A 14,188-nucleotide genomic window follows, 5' to 3' on the forward strand; every position below is an offset into this window, starting at 1 on the left:
GCGGCAGTAAGCAGCATTTTGCTCTGGTGAATTATTTGCAGACTTGATACTGAGCAATTACAGGTGCGGCATGGGGTGATGGTGCTGCTGGCGCTGCCGGGACATTGGGCACGCCGACCGTCAGCGCCGTCCCATGGCCCGGCGTGCTGGCGAGCGCCAGCCAGCCGCCGGCTTCCGCGACGCGGCGTTCCATGCCCAATAAGCCCAGTCCGCGCCGGACCGGACCGGCGGGCAAGCCGACGCCGTTGTCGTGCACGGTCAGGCTCAGTTCATGTTCATCCCTGGCCAGCGCGATGCGCACTTCCGATGCCTGTGCATGCCGGACAATATTGGATAGTGATTCCTGCAGTACGCGCAGCACGGTGGCTTCGGCGGGGCCGGCGCCATCGCTGTGGTAGCACGCGTCTTCCAGGCTGAAGACGATGGAGTTGGCGCGGGCAAATTCATGGAGCTGGCGCTCGACGGCGCTGCGCAAGCCTTGTTCCAGTGCGACCGGGTGCAAGCCATTGATAATGGCGCGCAGCGAGCGGCTGGTCAGATCAATGTGGGCCGACATGCGTTCCAGGTGGGCCGGCAAATCGGGCCGGACAGGCTGGCCGCACAGTGCGGCGAGGTCCAGCTTCAAGGTCAGCAGGTTTTGCCCCAGGTCGTCGTGGATGTCGGCTGCGATACGCTGCCGTTCCTGGGCCAGCGCGCTGTCGCATTCGGCGCGCAGCGCTTTGACGGCAATGGCTAACACATAACAGCGCCATAACAGCAGGATCGTGGCCAACAGCATTGCAGAGCACCAAAGGGTGGAACCGGACAGTATCTGCACGTGGCTGGCCTGCATGGGCGTCTCCTGGGCGAACTCGACAGATAGGAAGTTATTACCATTGCCATTAGGAAGTTTTGCCAATTATCAATTTAACTATAAGCAATGACGAATACCCAGCAGCAGGCGGGGCCTTTATACAACAGCGGGGATGGGTGTAAAATAGAGGGTTACCTGACGAGTGAGCCACTTGTGACCTACAGCATCAAAGAGATTTTTTATACCTTGCAAGGCGAGGGCGCCCACGCGGGGCGGCCGGCCGTGTTTTGCCGCTTTTCCGGCTGCAACCTGTGGACGGGCCGTGAAATCGACCGTGCCAGCGCCGTGTGCCAGTTTTGCGATACGGATTTTGTCGGCACCGATGGCGAGCGCGGCGGCAAGTTCGCCACGCCCGACGCGCTGGCGGCGGAAATCAACAGCTTGTGGCCCGCATCGTATGCGGCCAGCAAATATGTCGTGTTCACGGGCGGCGAACCGCTGCTGCAGCTCGACGCACCGCTGATTGCCGCCATGCACGCGCAAGGTTTTGAAATCGCCATTGAAACCAATGGTACGCTGCCGGTCCCTTCGGGCGTGGACTGGATTTGCGTGAGCCCGAAAATGGGTTCGCAACTGGTGGTGCATAAGGGTAATGAAATCAAGGTCGTGATCCCGCAAAAAGACCAGGACCTGGCCGCCTACGAAGGGCTGGATTTCGAGAACTTTTTCGTGCAGCCAATGGATGGCCCGCTGGCCGATTTCAACACGAAGCTGGCAATCGAAACGTGCAAGCGCAATCCGAAATGGAAGCTGAGCTTGCAGACTCATAAATTGTTGCAAATACCTTAAAAGAAGAAATCAATGCTGACTATTACGCGCAAGCTGGAATTCGATGCCGGCCACCGTATCCCCGACCACAAGAGCCAGTGCCGCAATTTGCACGGCCACCGCTATACGCTGGAAATCACGCTGGTGGGCAATGTAATCGACGCCGAAGGCAATTCCGACAACGGCATGATCATGGACTTTTCCGACGTAAAAGCGCTGGCGAAAGAACACCTGGTCGACGTGTGGGACCATTCGTTCCTCGTGTACGAGAAAGACACGGCCGTCAAAGAATTCCTGGCTTCGCTGCCGAATCACAAGACCGTCGTCATCGACCGCATCCCGACCGTGGAAAATCTGGCGAAAGTTGCGTTCGACATCTTGAAGGCCGCCTACAAGGACCGCTATGGTACCGGCCTGCACCTGCACAAGCTGGTGCTGCATGAAACCCCGAATTGCTGGGCTGAGATCACCGATGACTGAAGCAGTCTCGCCGGCAGGCGCCGAGCCGTACATGCGCGCCGCGCTGGAGCAGGCGCAACTGGCGTGGAATGCCGGTGAAGTGCCGGTGGGCGCGGTCGTCGTCAAGGATGGCGTCATCATCGGCCGCGGCTACAACCAGCCGATCGGCCGCCACGATCCGACCGCCCATGCGGAAATCGTGGCCATGCGCCAGGCCGCCGAAGCGCTGGGCAATTACCGCCTGCCGGGCTGTGAATTGTATGTGACCCTGGAACCCTGCGTGATGTGCTCGGGCGCCATGATGCATGCGCGCATTTCCCGTATCGTGTACGGCGCGCCGGACCCGAAAACCGGCGCTTGCGGTTCCGTCATCGATGTGTTCCAGGAAGACAAACTGAACCATCACGCCACGACGGAAGGCGGCTTGCTGGCCGACGACTGCGCGGGCATGCTGAAAAGTTTTTTTGCGGCACGCCGTGCGGCGGCGCAGGAAGCGCGCCGCGCAGCACTGGCTGCTGTTGCCATTTCACCGAATTAGAGCGCCCACTCTTCGCACACGCTTGACGAATATCTAACCCCGGGTGTTATGCTGGGGAGAAAGAGTTTTGCAAGTTGCAAGCAGGTAGGAGAGCTGATGCGGTCCAGTAAGAAAAATCACGGCGCGCCCGGTGTGGTGCGCCTTGCTCTCGAATTGCGCGCCCCGTGGGAACTGGGTGCCGCGCTCGTGGCATATCCCTTTGCCCACCTGGCCGCGCCCGGCGACGGCCATCCTGTCATGGTGGTGCCCGGCCTCGCGTCCGGCGACATGACCACCATCGTGATCCGCAAGTTTCTCGCTGAGCGGGGCTTTGATACGTACGCATGGGAACAGGGTTTGAATTTCGGTCCGAACAATGGGTCGCTGGACGCGTGCGTGGCGCGCGTGCGCGACATCCACCAACGTACGGGACGCACGGTCAGCCTCGTGGGCTGGAGCCTGGGCGGCGTGTTTGCGCGGGAAATTGCCAAGCTGCTGCCGGAATGCACGCGCGTCGTGGTATCGCTGGGCACGCCCTTTACCGGCAATCCCAAATCCAACAATGCGTGGCGCCTGTATGAACTGGTGTCGGGCGACAAGGTCGACGACATGGGCTTTGAACGTTTTGCCGTGCGCCCGCCTGTGCCGACCACGTCGATTTTCAGCCGCACCGACGGCGTCGTTGCATGGCAATGCAGCATGGAAGAAGAAACCGCGCAGTCGGAAAACATTGAAGTGCACGCCAGCCACATCGGCATGGGCGCCAATCCATCGGCGCTGTTTGCCATTGCCGACCGCCTGGCCCAGCCGGAAGGCGGCTGGCGCCGGTTCGACCACGATGCCCACACCGGCATCAAGAAGTTACTGTACTGGGATCCCCAGCGCACGCCATTTTTCCAACACATGTTCGGACTCTACTGACGAAGGAGCCACACCATGCCCATCATCACCGCCAACGGCATCAACATCGCGTATGAGACCAGCGGTAATCCGGATGGGCCACCGGTCTTGCTGATCATGGGGCTGGGCATGCAGCTGGTGTCCTGGCCCATGGAATTCGTGCAGGGACTGGAGCAGCAGGGCTGCTTTGTCATCCGTTTCGATAACCGCGACAGCGGCCTGTCGGCCAAGTTCGACGTGGCCGGCGTGCCCAACCTGCCGCTGTCGTATGTGAAAAGCCTGGTGGGCTGGCCGCTGCGGTCGGCGTACCTGTTATCGGACATGGCGGCCGATGCACGCGGCCTGCTCGATGCCCTGGATATCCAGCAGGCGCACCTGATCGGTGCGTCGATGGGCGGCATGATTGCGCAAATTTTTGCCGCCCAATATCCGCAGCGCACGCTGAGCCTGACGTCGATCATGTCCAGCAGCGGCCGGCGCGGCTTGCCGGGGCCGACGCGCGCTGCACGCCGCGCCTTGATGCAGCCGCCGCCGCCCGGCGCGCAGCGCGACCAGCTGATCGACCACATGGCGCAAACTTTCCGCGTGATCGGCAGTCCGGGTTTCCCCATGCCGGAAAAACTGTTGCGCGACCGGATCGCCATGTCGATCGAGCGCAGCCTGTGCCCGGGCGGCGTGGCGCGGCAACTGGTGGCCATTGCCGCCAGCGGCGACCGTTCGCCGCTGCTGCAGCAAATTATCCGGCCATCGCTGATCATCCACGGCGCGCAAGATCCGCTGGTGCCGGTGGCCTGCGGCATCGATACGGCAAAGCGCATCACTGGCGCCGTGCTGCACGTAATTGATGGCATGGGCCACGACTTGCCGCCGCAACTGATCCCGCGCTTTCTTGGCTTGATCAAGCCTTTCCTATTCGATAAGATTGCGCCTCATGCCGTAGCCGGATGACGCACTGTGCGCGCCGCGGCGGCTGATTTTTCAGGAGCGTTGCGGCACGTGAATCCACCGAATCTTTGCATCGCCATTGCCGCGCCAGGCGGCTATGCGCTGGACCGCGCGCAGTTCGAGCGCGGCATTGCCCGCCTGCAGGCACAGGGCATCACCGTTCATAATTACTATGACCCGGACCGCGTGCACCAGCGTTTTGCCGCCACGGATGCGGAGCGGCTGGCCCAATTGAACGCCGCCGCGCAAGACCCCGACGCGCAAGTGGTGGTCATGCTGCGCGGGTCGTATGGCATGACGCGTCTGTTGCCGGACATCGATTTCCGCGCGATGGCGGACAGCGGCAAGCTGTTTGTCGGCTACAGTGATATCACGGCCTTCCATATGGGGCTCTATGCGGCGACGGGCGCCATGAGTTTCGCCGGCCCGATGATACTCGATGATTTCGTGCGCGATGAGCCGGTGCCGTACACATTGGACCAACTGTGGGATTGCCTGCGCGGGCCCGTGCACACGGTACGCGGCGCGGCGCAGGGCAATCCAGCCGTCGATGTGCAGGGCACGCTGTGGGGCGGCAACCTTGCGATGCTGGCCAGCCTCATTGGCACGCCATATTTTGCCCGCATCGATCACGGCATCCTGTTCATCGAAGACATCAGCGAACACCCGTACCGTATTGAGCGCATGCTGCTGCAATTGCAGCAGGCGGGCGTGCTGGAAAAGCAAAAGGCGCTGGTGCTGGGCGATTTTTCCGGTTATCGGCTGGGCCCTTCTGACAATGGCTACGACTTCGATGCGATGGTGGCGTACTTGCGGGGGCGCTTGCCGATTCCTGTGCTGACCGGCCTGCCGTTCGGCCATATCCGTACCCGCTGCACGCTGCCATTCGGCGCGCAGGGCCGGTTGGTGTCGGATGCGGAAGGCTTTACGCTGACGGCTACCGGCTATCCAACGCTGGCGGCGCTGTCGGGGTGCGCGAATCCAGTCTTGCCTGCCCAGGGTGGCGATAATGTCTGACATGGCTGACGGCAGCCGCGCGCTGGCGGAACTCAGCTATTACCGCGCAACGGCCAGCCATGACGGTTTTGCCGCGCTGGCAGGCAGCGTGGATGCCGATATTTGTATTATCGGCGGCGGCTTTGCCGGGCTGGCGACGGCCGCATCGCTGATGGAAAAGGGGCTGCGCAACGTCGTCGTGCTGGAAGCGGAAACGGTGGGCCATGGCGCGTCCGGGCGCAATGGCGGCTTTGTGTTTGGCGGTTATTCGCTGGGCGAGCGCTCGCTGGTGGCGTCGGCCGGCCCGGATGAAGGCCGCAAGCTGTACCGCTTGACGCTGGACGCGGTCGACACCATCCGCCGCCGCATCCGCGATTACCGCATCGATTGCGATGCCGTCGATGGCGGCATTTATTTGGCCAACTGGTTTGATGATGATGCGATTCTCGACCAGCAGCAGCGCTTCATGCGCGATGCGCTGGGTGTCGAATGGCAGCGCGTGTCGAAAGCGGATTTCACGGAAAAGTCCCGCAGCGAACGCTATTTCGGCGCATTGTTTGAAGAAAATGCCTTTCACTTCCATCCGCTGAAATATGCGCAGGGCCTGGCGCGCGCGCTGGCGGTGGGCGGCGTGCGTGTGCATGAGCAAAGCCGGGTGCGTTCCATCGCTAAAACCGGCACGGACGCGACGGGCTGGCGCATTGCAACGGGCTCGGGTGAAGTTCTGGCGCGCCACGTCGTTGTGTGCTGCGGCGGCTATATCGAACGCCTGTATCCAAAGCTGGCGGGCGCGATATTACCGATTGCCACCTACGTGATGGTGACGGAACCGCTGGGCGAGCGCATCGCGCAGGCGGTCAATACCAATGCGGCGATTTACGATACGCGGTTTGCGTTCGACTATTACCGCCCGCTGCCGGACTCGCGGCTGCTGTGGGGCGGTAGGATTTCCATCTTCGACAAGGGCGCGGCCGACGTGGCGCGGCTGTTGTATGGCGACATGCTGAAAGTGTATCCGCAACTGGCGGGCACGAAAGTCGAGTATGCGTGGAGCGGCATGATGAGTTATGGCCGCCACAAGATGCCGCAACTGGGCCGTTTGCCGGAAGGGATCTGGTATGGCATGGGCTTTGGCGGGCATGGGGTGGGGCCGACCACATTGTCCGGCGAAGTGCTGGCTGCCGCGCTGACGGGGCAATCCGTGGATTTGTCGCGCTTTAAGCAGTGGGGTTTGCCCACCACCGGCGGCCCGGCGGGGCTGGTGGCGGCGCAGTTGACATATTGGTATTACGAATTGCGTGACTGGATGCGGCAGTAAGCTGGTTATTGTTTAGATATGGATGGTCAATGGTAGCCCCCTCATGTCAGCTCCGGCGCAGTCTTTACACTTCACGTCGAGGGACACCATCCATTGACCTGTTTTTTATTGATCTGTAAGACGATTTTGCTGCTCACATCCTTTGCCATGGAGGCTACTGCGTCGGCCACTTGAGCAAATTCCTCCGGTGTGCAGAGCCGTTTTCCTGCCTGTTCGCTACGTAAATGGCGTTCGATAATCAGCCCTGTCGCCGTACGCTCATAATGGGCGCGATATTGAAAGTAGTCATTTTCAATCGAAAGATCATCAGGTAAGGCCACCACTTCGATTGAGCCAGGAAGCTTATAGTTGGCGCGTTCAACAATATTGCTTTGCAGGCATCGGAATGGCTGGACGCGTGTCGCGTCGACTGCATAGCCCTGGACCAGAATGCGGATGTCTTCCCAAAGTGCGCTGCTGGCATCGATTGCCGCTTGTCCATCCTTCGGCAGGAAGGGCTTGACCTTCCCGTCCGTGTATCGAAAGTGGAAGTCGCCATTGTACGCCTGCGGGGCATCAAAGTATTCCTGCGCTGAACCTGACCAGCCTCGCTGCTGCAAGATGAATTGCAACCAACTACCGGGCCGGGACTGTGGTGTATCACGGACCACGGCGCGGCGCGATTCACCCCAATAGCCAGAATTATTGACATAATAGTTGAATGTGGCCGAACCATCCGAAAGGATGCGGACGTCAAATTGCTTATTGATCTGACCGTCCTGACGCGCAGGCGTATGGCCGATTTCTCCACTGCGCGTCAGTAAAGTAGGCTTATCCAGTTGGTCGACAGGTAAGTAACCGCCTTCAATATCTTTGCTGGTCGCATCCAGGTATAGATCAAGTGCAGGAATATATGAAATAACGTGGCCAAAATGCATCGAAGCCACATGGGGCAACGTATAAATATCATCACCCCAGTTGATCAATACAGACGTGCTTTCGATCCCGACAGCATCCAGCATTGCCTGCATCAAAATAGCATGGTCTTTGCAGTCTCCGGAGCGGTGGCGCAAAATAGTCCCGGAAGCATAAGAGGGCAACATGCTATTGCTGTCGAAATATATTGCACGATATCGAATATGCTTTCGTATCCACGTATGAATCGCGAGTGCTTTGCTGCGCGGATCATTCAAGCCTGCGACGATGGTGCGAGCCAAATTGGCCACTTGTGCATCGAATTTAATCTGCTTGCTCGCATGTTCTTCATATAAACGAGCGACAGCGGCATAGTTTTCAAATGTGGAAACATGCAAAAGATCGCGATATGCGGTACGGTTAGCAGATCCCATTTCCATATAGCTGTTGACGCCGCCATCGAATTGCCAACTTGAAACGGTTCTGCCTGGTGATGCCGAACGCGGTACTTGGCGAAAGCCGCGTGCCTCACTATATAAAGGCATATCCTGCGGCCGGTCGATGGTGACGGAAAACTCAGCGGGGGCTACTTCAGGTGTGTAAGCCAGCCACGTTCCAAAAAAATTCCCCTCTAATGCTGGTTTTCCTATGGTTGTTGTGCGAACCCGAGAATAAATTCTGTCCCCGACATGAATATTCTTAAATGGAACATGAAAATTCCTTTTGTCACGGAATCGGATAATGTCTTCGGAGTTTGGTAGTTTGGACACCCAAGCTGCAGAAGCAGATATACGGTGGCGCCTCCCATCTGGGCGTTCTATATATGCTTCCAAAACTTCTGCCTTTTCATTCTTGACATCAAAAACTATGGTTTGTTCCCGATTCTTAGATATCGCTGCCGTCGTATTGATCTGCCAAAGCAACTCCCGGACCATATCAAAGCGGCCATCCCTTTGCAAAACATACGTTACATTATCCCGATAGAGGGTTGTCTCTGCTTTCTTATCTTCCGCAAAAACACATGAGAGGGGCATAAACAGTAGAATGCCTAACCAACTCTTTAATTTTAAATCTGTTTTCTTGGCTATTTTTAACATATTTTATTGCATGCGAAGATGTGAGCGTGCGGCCATCAATGGCTCCCTGCTGACACGGTAGCAAGCCCCGTCACTTTCAAAACACGCATACTCTCACTAAAAAATGACGCGACCAATTCCGGCAATTAATAATTAAGCATTATTCTATATTAAAATTATTAAATTGAAAACATTTCTGGTTGAAATTGTCTCAATTAGTTTTCTAAGGGATCTTGAAAACCGGCGTCGTGAACATGAGCGCATGCATAAAGCTGGACGATGTCGCGTTGATGAGCTCTTTGGCTGCCAGGGTGAAGTAAGCGGGATTAAGCATCGGCGATACGTTGAGGCATGTCGACATTGCGGCCATGGCTGCAACGTCGGTAAAGCGGCGCATGGGCCGGGCCGCGAGCGCGGCGGGAGGCCGCCATTTCCCACCGAAGTGACGATGCGGGCTCGGCTGATCCCGCAACTGTTCAAATTTATGCTGCTTGACTGTCATTTCATCGGGTCCGCTCCAAGTCAACAACTAACGGGGGCACCCCCATGGTAGAATGTAAGGTTACTGAATTCACCGCAACTAGGAACCACTTCACGTGTTATCTACCGCAAACATCACGATGCAATTCGGCGCCAAGCCGCTGTTTGAAAATATTTCCGTCAAGTTTGGCGACGGCAACCGTTACGGCTTGATTGGCGCAAACGGCTGCGGCAAGTCGACTTTCATGAAAATCCTGGGCGGCGACCTGGAACCATCGGCCGGCAACGTTTCGCTGGACGTGAACGAGCGCCTCGGCAAGCTGCGCCAGGACCAGTTTGCGTATGAAGACATGCGCGTGCTGGACGTCGTGATGATGGGCCACACGGAAATGTGGGATGCAATGTCCAAGCGCGACGCGATTTACGCGAACCCGGACGCCACCGACGACGATTACATGCACGCGGCCGAGCTGGAAGGCAAAGTCGCTGAATACGACGGCTACACGGCCGAAGCGCGCGCAGGCGAGTTGCTGCTGGGCGTAGGCGTGGCGATCGATTTGCACCAGGGCCCGATGAGCGCTGTGGCGCCAGGCTGGAAACTGCGTGTGCTGCTGGCCCAGGCGCTGTTCTCGGATCCGGACATCCTGCTGCTGGACGAACCGACCAATAACCTGGACATCAACACGATCCGCTGGCTGGAAGATGTGCTGAACGAGCGCAACTCCACCATGATCATCATTTCCCACGACCGTCACTTCCTGAACCAGGTGTGCACGCACGTGGCCGACATGGATTACGGCACGCTGAAGATTTACCCTGGCAACTACGACGACTACATGCTGGCGTCGACGCAGGCGCGCAACCAGCAATTGGCCAACAATGCGAAGGCCAAGGAAAAGGTCGCGGAACTGCAAGACTTCGTGCGCCGCTTCTCGGCGAATAAGTCGAAAGCCCGCCAGGCCACGTCGCGCCTCAAGCAAATCGACAAGATCAAGGTGGACGACATCAAACCATCGTCGCGCGCCTATCCATTCGTGCGCTTCGAAGGCGAAAAGAAATTGCATCGCCTGGCCGTGGAAACGGAAAACCTGTCGAAAAAATACGACCGCCAGCTGTTCAAGAACTTCTCCATCATGGTCGAAGCGGGCGAGCGCATTGCCATCATTGGCGCCAACGGTGCTGGTAAAACCACGTTGCTGCGCTGCATTGGCGGCCAGGACATCACCGGCCTGTCGTCCGACACCGGCATCGTGAAATGGGCGGAAAACGCCAATGTCGGCTACATGCCGCAAGATCCGACCGAGGAATTTGCGGGCGGTGAAAATCTGACCGACTGGATGGGCCAGTGGACCAAGGAAGGCGACGACGACCAGGCCGTGCGTTCCATCCTGGGCCGCCTGCTGTTTGGCGGTGATGAAGTCAAGAAATCCGTGAAAGTGCTGTCCGGTGGTGAAAAGGGCCGCATGATGTACGGCAAGCTGATGCTGGGCCGCCACAACGTGCTGCTGCTCGACGAGCCGACCAACCACATGGACATGGAATCGATTGAATCGCTGAACATCGCGCTGGAAAAATACGCCGGCACCCTGATCTTCGTGTCGCACGACCGTGAATTCGTGTCGTCGCTGGCGAACCGCATCATTGAAATCAAGGAAGACGGCATTGTCGACTTCAGCGGCAACTATGAAGAGTACTTGACCAGCCAGGGCATCGCCTGATTGTCCTGAGCGTAGCGGGGCGCCAACTGCAGGGTTGGCGCCCTTTGTTTTACGGGGTCCGGCAGACATTGGCGCATTGTGCGATAGTGTCGCCATCTCCTTGTTCTTAAAGCCTTAGCATCATGCAACAGAACTTAGCTATCAAGCCTATTGAATACGAACACCCGCAAGAAGGCGGCAGCTGCGTCGCCCGCGCGTGGGCCCGTACGCCAGAGACGCCGTCCGCGGAAGAACGCACGGAACTGATCGCCCGCATCAAGCGCCTGCTGAAAGAGCGCGACGCCGTGCTGGTGGCGCACTACTACGTTGACGCCGACTTGCAAGACCTGGCCGAAGCCACTGGCGGCTGCGTATCGGACTCGCTGGAAATGGCCCGTTTCGGCCGCGACCACCCAGCCAAGACGCTGGTGGTGGCCGGCGTGCGTTTCATGGGTGAAACCGCGAAAATCCTCAGCCCGGAAAAAACCATTTTGATGCCGGACCTGGACGCGACGTGCTCGCTCGACCTGGGTTGCCCGGCCGACGAATTCGCCGCCTTCTGCGACCAGCATCCCGACCGTACCGTCGTGGTGTACGCCAACACCAGCGCCGCCGTCAAAGCGCGCGCCGACTGGATGGTGACGTCGGCCATCGGCCTCGATATCGTCAAGCACCTGCACGAACAGGGCAAGAAAATCCTGTGGGCGCCGGACAAGCACCTGGGTTCCTACATCCAGAAGCAGACCGGCGCCGACATGCTGCTGTGGCAGGGTTCGTGCCTCGTGCACGATGAATTCAAGGGCGTGGAACTGGACTTGCTGAAAGCCGAGTACCCGCACGCGAAAGTGCTGGTGCACCCGGAATCGCCGTCGAACGTGGTGGAGCAGGCCGACGTGGTCGGGTCCACGTCGCAATTGATCAAGGCGGCCGTGGAAATGGACGCCGACACGTTCATCGTCGCCACCGACAACGGCATCCTGCACAAGATGCGCGCCGCAGCACCCGGCAAAACGTTTATCGAAGCGCCAACGGCCGGCAACAGCGCCACGTGCAAGAGCTGCGCGCACTGCCCGTGGATGGCCATGAATGGCTTGAAAAACCTGGCGGATGTGCTTGAAAACAGGGGCAATGAAATCCATGTGGATCCCGCCATAGGCAAAGAGGCCGTCAATTCCATCAACCGCATGCTGGACTTCGCCGCTGCCAAGAAAGCCAAGGTGGCTCCTTCGGCCGACCTGGCCAAGGAAGGTGCGCTGTTCAAGGGGATTGGTCCGGCATGAGTACATTGATTAACCGCTTTGCGCCGTTTGACGATGCGCTGACGCGCGCATTTGAACAAAACTTGCTGGCAGCCCTGCTGGAAGATGTGGGTTCGGGCGACTTGACGGGCGAACTGGTGCCTCCTGATGGCCGTTCAAAGGCGCGCGTCATCGTGCGCGAAGATGCGGTACTGGCTGGCGCCCCGTGGTTTGAGGGCGTCATGAAAGCCGTCGATGCATCGATTGCCATTGAGTGGCATTACGCGGAAGGCGACATGATGAAGGCCGATACGCCCGTATGCACGATCGCCGGGCCATCGCGCGCGCTGCTGACGGCGGAGCGTTCCGCGCTGAACTTCATGCAGCTGCTGTCGGCTGTGGCGACGGCCACGCGCAAATACGTGGACGTGGTGGCTGGCACGAATGCGAAAATCCTCGATACGCGCAAAACGCTGCCGGGCATGCGCCTGGCGCAAAAGTATGCGGTGCGCGTAGGTGGCGGCTGCAACCAGCGGCTGGCGCTGTACGACGGCATCCTGATCAAGGAAAACCATATCGCGGCCGCTGGCGGCATCACTGCTGCCATGGTGGCGGCGCGGCGCGTGGCGGGCGACCGCCCCGAAGTCACGATCCAGGTCGAAGTGGAAAACCTGGAAGAATTGAATGAAGCGCTGGAAGCAGGCGCCACGTCGATCTTGCTGGATAACTTCGACCTGGACATGATGCGCAAGGCCGTGGCCATCAATGCGGGCCGCGCACTGCTGGAAGGTTCGGGCGGCGTCAATATGGATACCGTGCGCGGCATCGCGGAAACCGGCGTGGACCGCATCTCGATCGGCAGCCTGACGAAAGACATCCGCGCGGTGGACTTTTCGCTGCGTGTGATCGGCTAAGCCATCACGCTGCACATCAGGCGGCGCAGGCGCCAGTAACGGGCCTGCGCCGTTTTTACATGCGCGCCGCGGACGGGCTGGCGCCAAACAGTTTGCGGTAATCGCTGGAAAACTGGCTGAAACTGCCAAAGCCCCATGCCGCCGCCACGGCGCCGATGGGTTCACGGCGCGCGGCAGGGTCTTGCAGCTGGCGGCGCACGCCATTTAAACGCACGCGCCGCAAGTACAGAGTGGGGCTCATGCCCAGCACATCTTCAAAACAGTATTGCAAGGTGCGGCGGCTCACATGGGCAATTGCGCACAGGTCCGGTACGGTGAGCGGCTGGTCGCGGTGCGCCATGATGTAGTCGCGTACCCGGGCCACCACGCGTTGGCGGCGCTGGAAACTTTGCGCGGCTTCCGGTTCGATGCCACTGCAATCAAGCGCGCCCAGCAGCGCCGCCATCAAGTGGTGTTCGGTGCCGGCGGGCAGCGTGCCGCCACTGCCTTCATGGCTTCCGCCAAGCGCCAGTGCGGACGCTACGGCTTCCATGCACGCCATGCGCGCCTCCGGATCGACGCGCAATACTTCGGCTTTTTGCATCCGGTCCCAGTCGATAGCGCACGCGCTGCGCAGCGCGGCTTGCGCCAGCATGCCGCGGCACACGACCATGCCATAAATCGCGTGGCTGCTGGGCGTCAGCAATTCAAATTCACTGCCGCCTGGCCGCACCATCACCGCGCCGTCATCGAGCGGACGGCCATTGATGCGGATGCCGTGACCCTGGGCGGGAAAACCAAACCACAGTGCATCGGGCCACACACGGCAAGTTTGCCGTACTGACTGGCTGATTTCCTCGCGGAACACTTGCATGCGCGGCAGGCGCAATTCCGACAAGGCGCCATGGAATGCGCCGGCCGTCATCTGGTCGTAGCACTGTTCCCAGTCCGTCAAATTGCGCGCCAGCTCATCCGCGTCGTGTGTCAGGACGGTGCGGAACACGTGGGCGCTGTGCGAAATCGGAGCATGTCCGGTGTCCATTGTTACATTCTGGTGCATAGCATTTTCCCTTGTTGTTTTGTTTTTACGGCGGGCGCCAAGATTGCCGATTTTCGATAACGGCCGCTGTAACACGGCTCCTATACTCGAATCC

14 protein-coding genes are annotated in these 14,188 nt (G+C 59.1%); 10 read left to right on the forward strand and 4 right to left on the reverse strand.

Features of this window, described 5'->3' with window-relative positions; translation table 11 throughout:
• Positions 1 to 31: 31 nt before the first annotated feature.
• Positions 32 to 832: a sensor histidine kinase gene (locus GM668_RS22520; protein WP_155441206.1), complete on the reverse strand. Its 801-nt coding sequence runs from the start codon at positions 830 to 832 to the stop codon at positions 32 to 34.
• A gap of 174 nt (positions 833 to 1,006) precedes the next feature.
• On the opposite strand from GM668_RS22520, the gene queE reads away from it, so the two are divergent.
• From queE to GM668_RS22555, 7 genes are all read left to right on the forward strand, one after another.
• Positions 1,007 to 1,642 carry a 7-carboxy-7-deazaguanine synthase gene (gene queE / locus GM668_RS22525; protein WP_170305769.1) on the forward strand — a complete coding sequence of 212 codons (636 nt, stop codon included), beginning with the start codon at positions 1,007 to 1,009 and terminating at the stop codon, positions 1,640 to 1,642.
• A 12-nt stretch (positions 1,643 to 1,654) separates the two neighbouring features.
• Complete coding sequence (queD, locus tag GM668_RS22530; RefSeq protein WP_155441208.1) at positions 1,655 to 2,101, forward strand: 6-carboxytetrahydropterin synthase QueD; 447 nt, start codon at positions 1,655 to 1,657, stop codon at positions 2,099 to 2,101.
• Positions 2,094 to 2,618, forward strand: a complete 525-nt coding sequence (gene tadA / locus GM668_RS22535) for a tRNA adenosine(34) deaminase TadA (RefSeq protein ID WP_155441209.1) — start codon at positions 2,094 to 2,096, stop codon at positions 2,616 to 2,618. The genes queD and tadA overlap by 8 nt, the downstream gene beginning before the upstream one ends.
• A gap of 96 nt (positions 2,619 to 2,714) precedes the next feature.
• Positions 2,715 to 3,518: an esterase/lipase family protein gene (locus tag GM668_RS22540; RefSeq protein ID WP_155441210.1), complete on the forward strand. Its 804-nt coding sequence runs from the start codon at positions 2,715 to 2,717 to the stop codon at positions 3,516 to 3,518.
• Between the two features lie 15 nt (positions 3,519 to 3,533).
• Positions 3,534 to 4,445: an alpha/beta fold hydrolase gene (locus tag GM668_RS22545; protein ID WP_155441211.1), complete on the forward strand. Its 912-nt coding sequence runs from the start codon at positions 3,534 to 3,536 to the stop codon at positions 4,443 to 4,445.
• 48 nt (positions 4,446 to 4,493) lie between these two features.
• Positions 4,494 to 5,459, forward strand: coding sequence for a muramoyltetrapeptide carboxypeptidase (gene ldcA / locus GM668_RS22550; RefSeq protein WP_170305770.1), 966 nt, complete (start codon positions 4,494 to 4,496; stop codon positions 5,457 to 5,459).
• 1 nt (position 5,460) lies between these two features.
• On the forward strand, positions 5,461 to 6,756 hold the full coding sequence (locus GM668_RS22555; RefSeq protein ID WP_155441264.1) for an NAD(P)/FAD-dependent oxidoreductase: 1,296 nt from the start codon (positions 5,461 to 5,463) through the stop codon (positions 6,754 to 6,756).
• A gap of 71 nt (positions 6,757 to 6,827) precedes the next feature.
• Here GM668_RS22555 and GM668_RS22560 read toward each other — a convergent pair whose 3' ends face one another.
• The gene (locus GM668_RS22560) at positions 6,828 to 8,747 is read right to left on the reverse strand and encodes a DUF3857 domain-containing transglutaminase family protein (protein WP_155441213.1); all 1,920 of its coding nucleotides are present in this window, start codon (positions 8,745 to 8,747) and stop codon (positions 6,828 to 6,830) included.
• A gap of 202 nt (positions 8,748 to 8,949) precedes the next feature.
• A complete protein-coding gene (locus GM668_RS22565; protein ID WP_155441214.1) occupies positions 8,950 to 9,228 on the reverse strand; it encodes a hypothetical protein in 279 nt (92 codons plus the stop codon).
• A gap of 94 nt (positions 9,229 to 9,322) precedes the next feature.
• Between GM668_RS22565 and GM668_RS22570 the strand changes: the two genes are divergently transcribed.
• The 3 genes from GM668_RS22570 (at position 9,323) to nadC (ending at position 13,055) form a co-directional block, all read left to right on the forward strand.
• A complete protein-coding gene (locus GM668_RS22570; RefSeq protein WP_170305771.1) occupies positions 9,323 to 10,924 on the forward strand; it encodes an ABC-F family ATPase in 1,602 nt (533 codons plus the stop codon).
• A gap of 122 nt (positions 10,925 to 11,046) precedes the next feature.
• Entirely contained in the window at positions 11,047 to 12,183 is a 1,137-nt protein-coding gene (nadA, locus tag GM668_RS22575; protein ID WP_155441215.1) for a quinolinate synthase NadA, read from the forward strand.
• Positions 12,180 to 13,055, forward strand: coding sequence for a carboxylating nicotinate-nucleotide diphosphorylase (gene nadC, locus GM668_RS22580; protein WP_155441216.1), 876 nt, complete (start codon positions 12,180 to 12,182; stop codon positions 13,053 to 13,055). The genes nadA and nadC overlap by 4 nt, the downstream gene beginning before the upstream one ends.
• A gap of 55 nt (positions 13,056 to 13,110) precedes the next feature.
• Here nadC and GM668_RS22585 read toward each other — a convergent pair whose 3' ends face one another.
• Positions 13,111 to 14,076 (reverse strand): helix-turn-helix domain-containing protein, encoded by a 966-nt coding sequence (locus GM668_RS22585; RefSeq protein WP_155441217.1) that lies wholly within the window; start codon positions 14,074 to 14,076, stop codon positions 13,111 to 13,113.
• Between the last annotated feature and the right edge of the window lie 112 nt (positions 14,077 to 14,188).

This window comes from Pseudoduganella ginsengisoli (genome assembly GCF_009720865.1).
GTDB lineage: Bacteria > Pseudomonadota > Gammaproteobacteria > Burkholderiales > Burkholderiaceae_D > Rugamonas > Rugamonas ginsengisoli.

Bases quoted from the DNA above. Each gene is read 5' to 3' on its own strand.
- GM668_RS22520 (WP_155441206.1), bottom strand. From the start codon at position 832: ATGCAGGCCAGCCACGTGCAGATACTGTCCGGTTCCACCCTTTGGTGC.
- queD (WP_155441208.1), top strand. From the start codon at position 1,655: ATGCTGACTATTACGCGCAAGCTGGAATTCGATGCCGGCCACCGTATC.
- tadA (WP_155441209.1), top strand. From the start codon at position 2,094: ATGACTGAAGCAGTCTCGCCGGCAGGCGCCGAGCCGTACATGCGCGCC.
- GM668_RS22540 (WP_155441210.1), top strand. From the start codon at position 2,715: ATGCGGTCCAGTAAGAAAAATCACGGCGCGCCCGGTGTGGTGCGCCTT.
- GM668_RS22545 (WP_155441211.1), top strand. From the start codon at position 3,534: ATGCCCATCATCACCGCCAACGGCATCAACATCGCGTATGAGACCAGC.
- GM668_RS22555 (WP_155441264.1), top strand. From the start codon at position 5,461: ATGGCTGACGGCAGCCGCGCGCTGGCGGAACTCAGCTATTACCGCGCA.
- GM668_RS22560 (WP_155441213.1), bottom strand. From the start codon at position 8,747: ATGTTAAAAATAGCCAAGAAAACAGATTTAAAATTAAAGAGTTGGTTA.
- GM668_RS22565 (WP_155441214.1), bottom strand. From the start codon at position 9,228: ATGACAGTCAAGCAGCATAAATTTGAACAGTTGCGGGATCAGCCGAGC.
- nadA (WP_155441215.1), top strand. From the start codon at position 11,047: ATGCAACAGAACTTAGCTATCAAGCCTATTGAATACGAACACCCGCAA.
- nadC (WP_155441216.1), top strand. From the start codon at position 12,180: ATGAGTACATTGATTAACCGCTTTGCGCCGTTTGACGATGCGCTGACG.
- GM668_RS22585 (WP_155441217.1), bottom strand. From the start codon at position 14,076: ATGGACACCGGACATGCTCCGATTTCGCACAGCGCCCACGTGTTCCGC.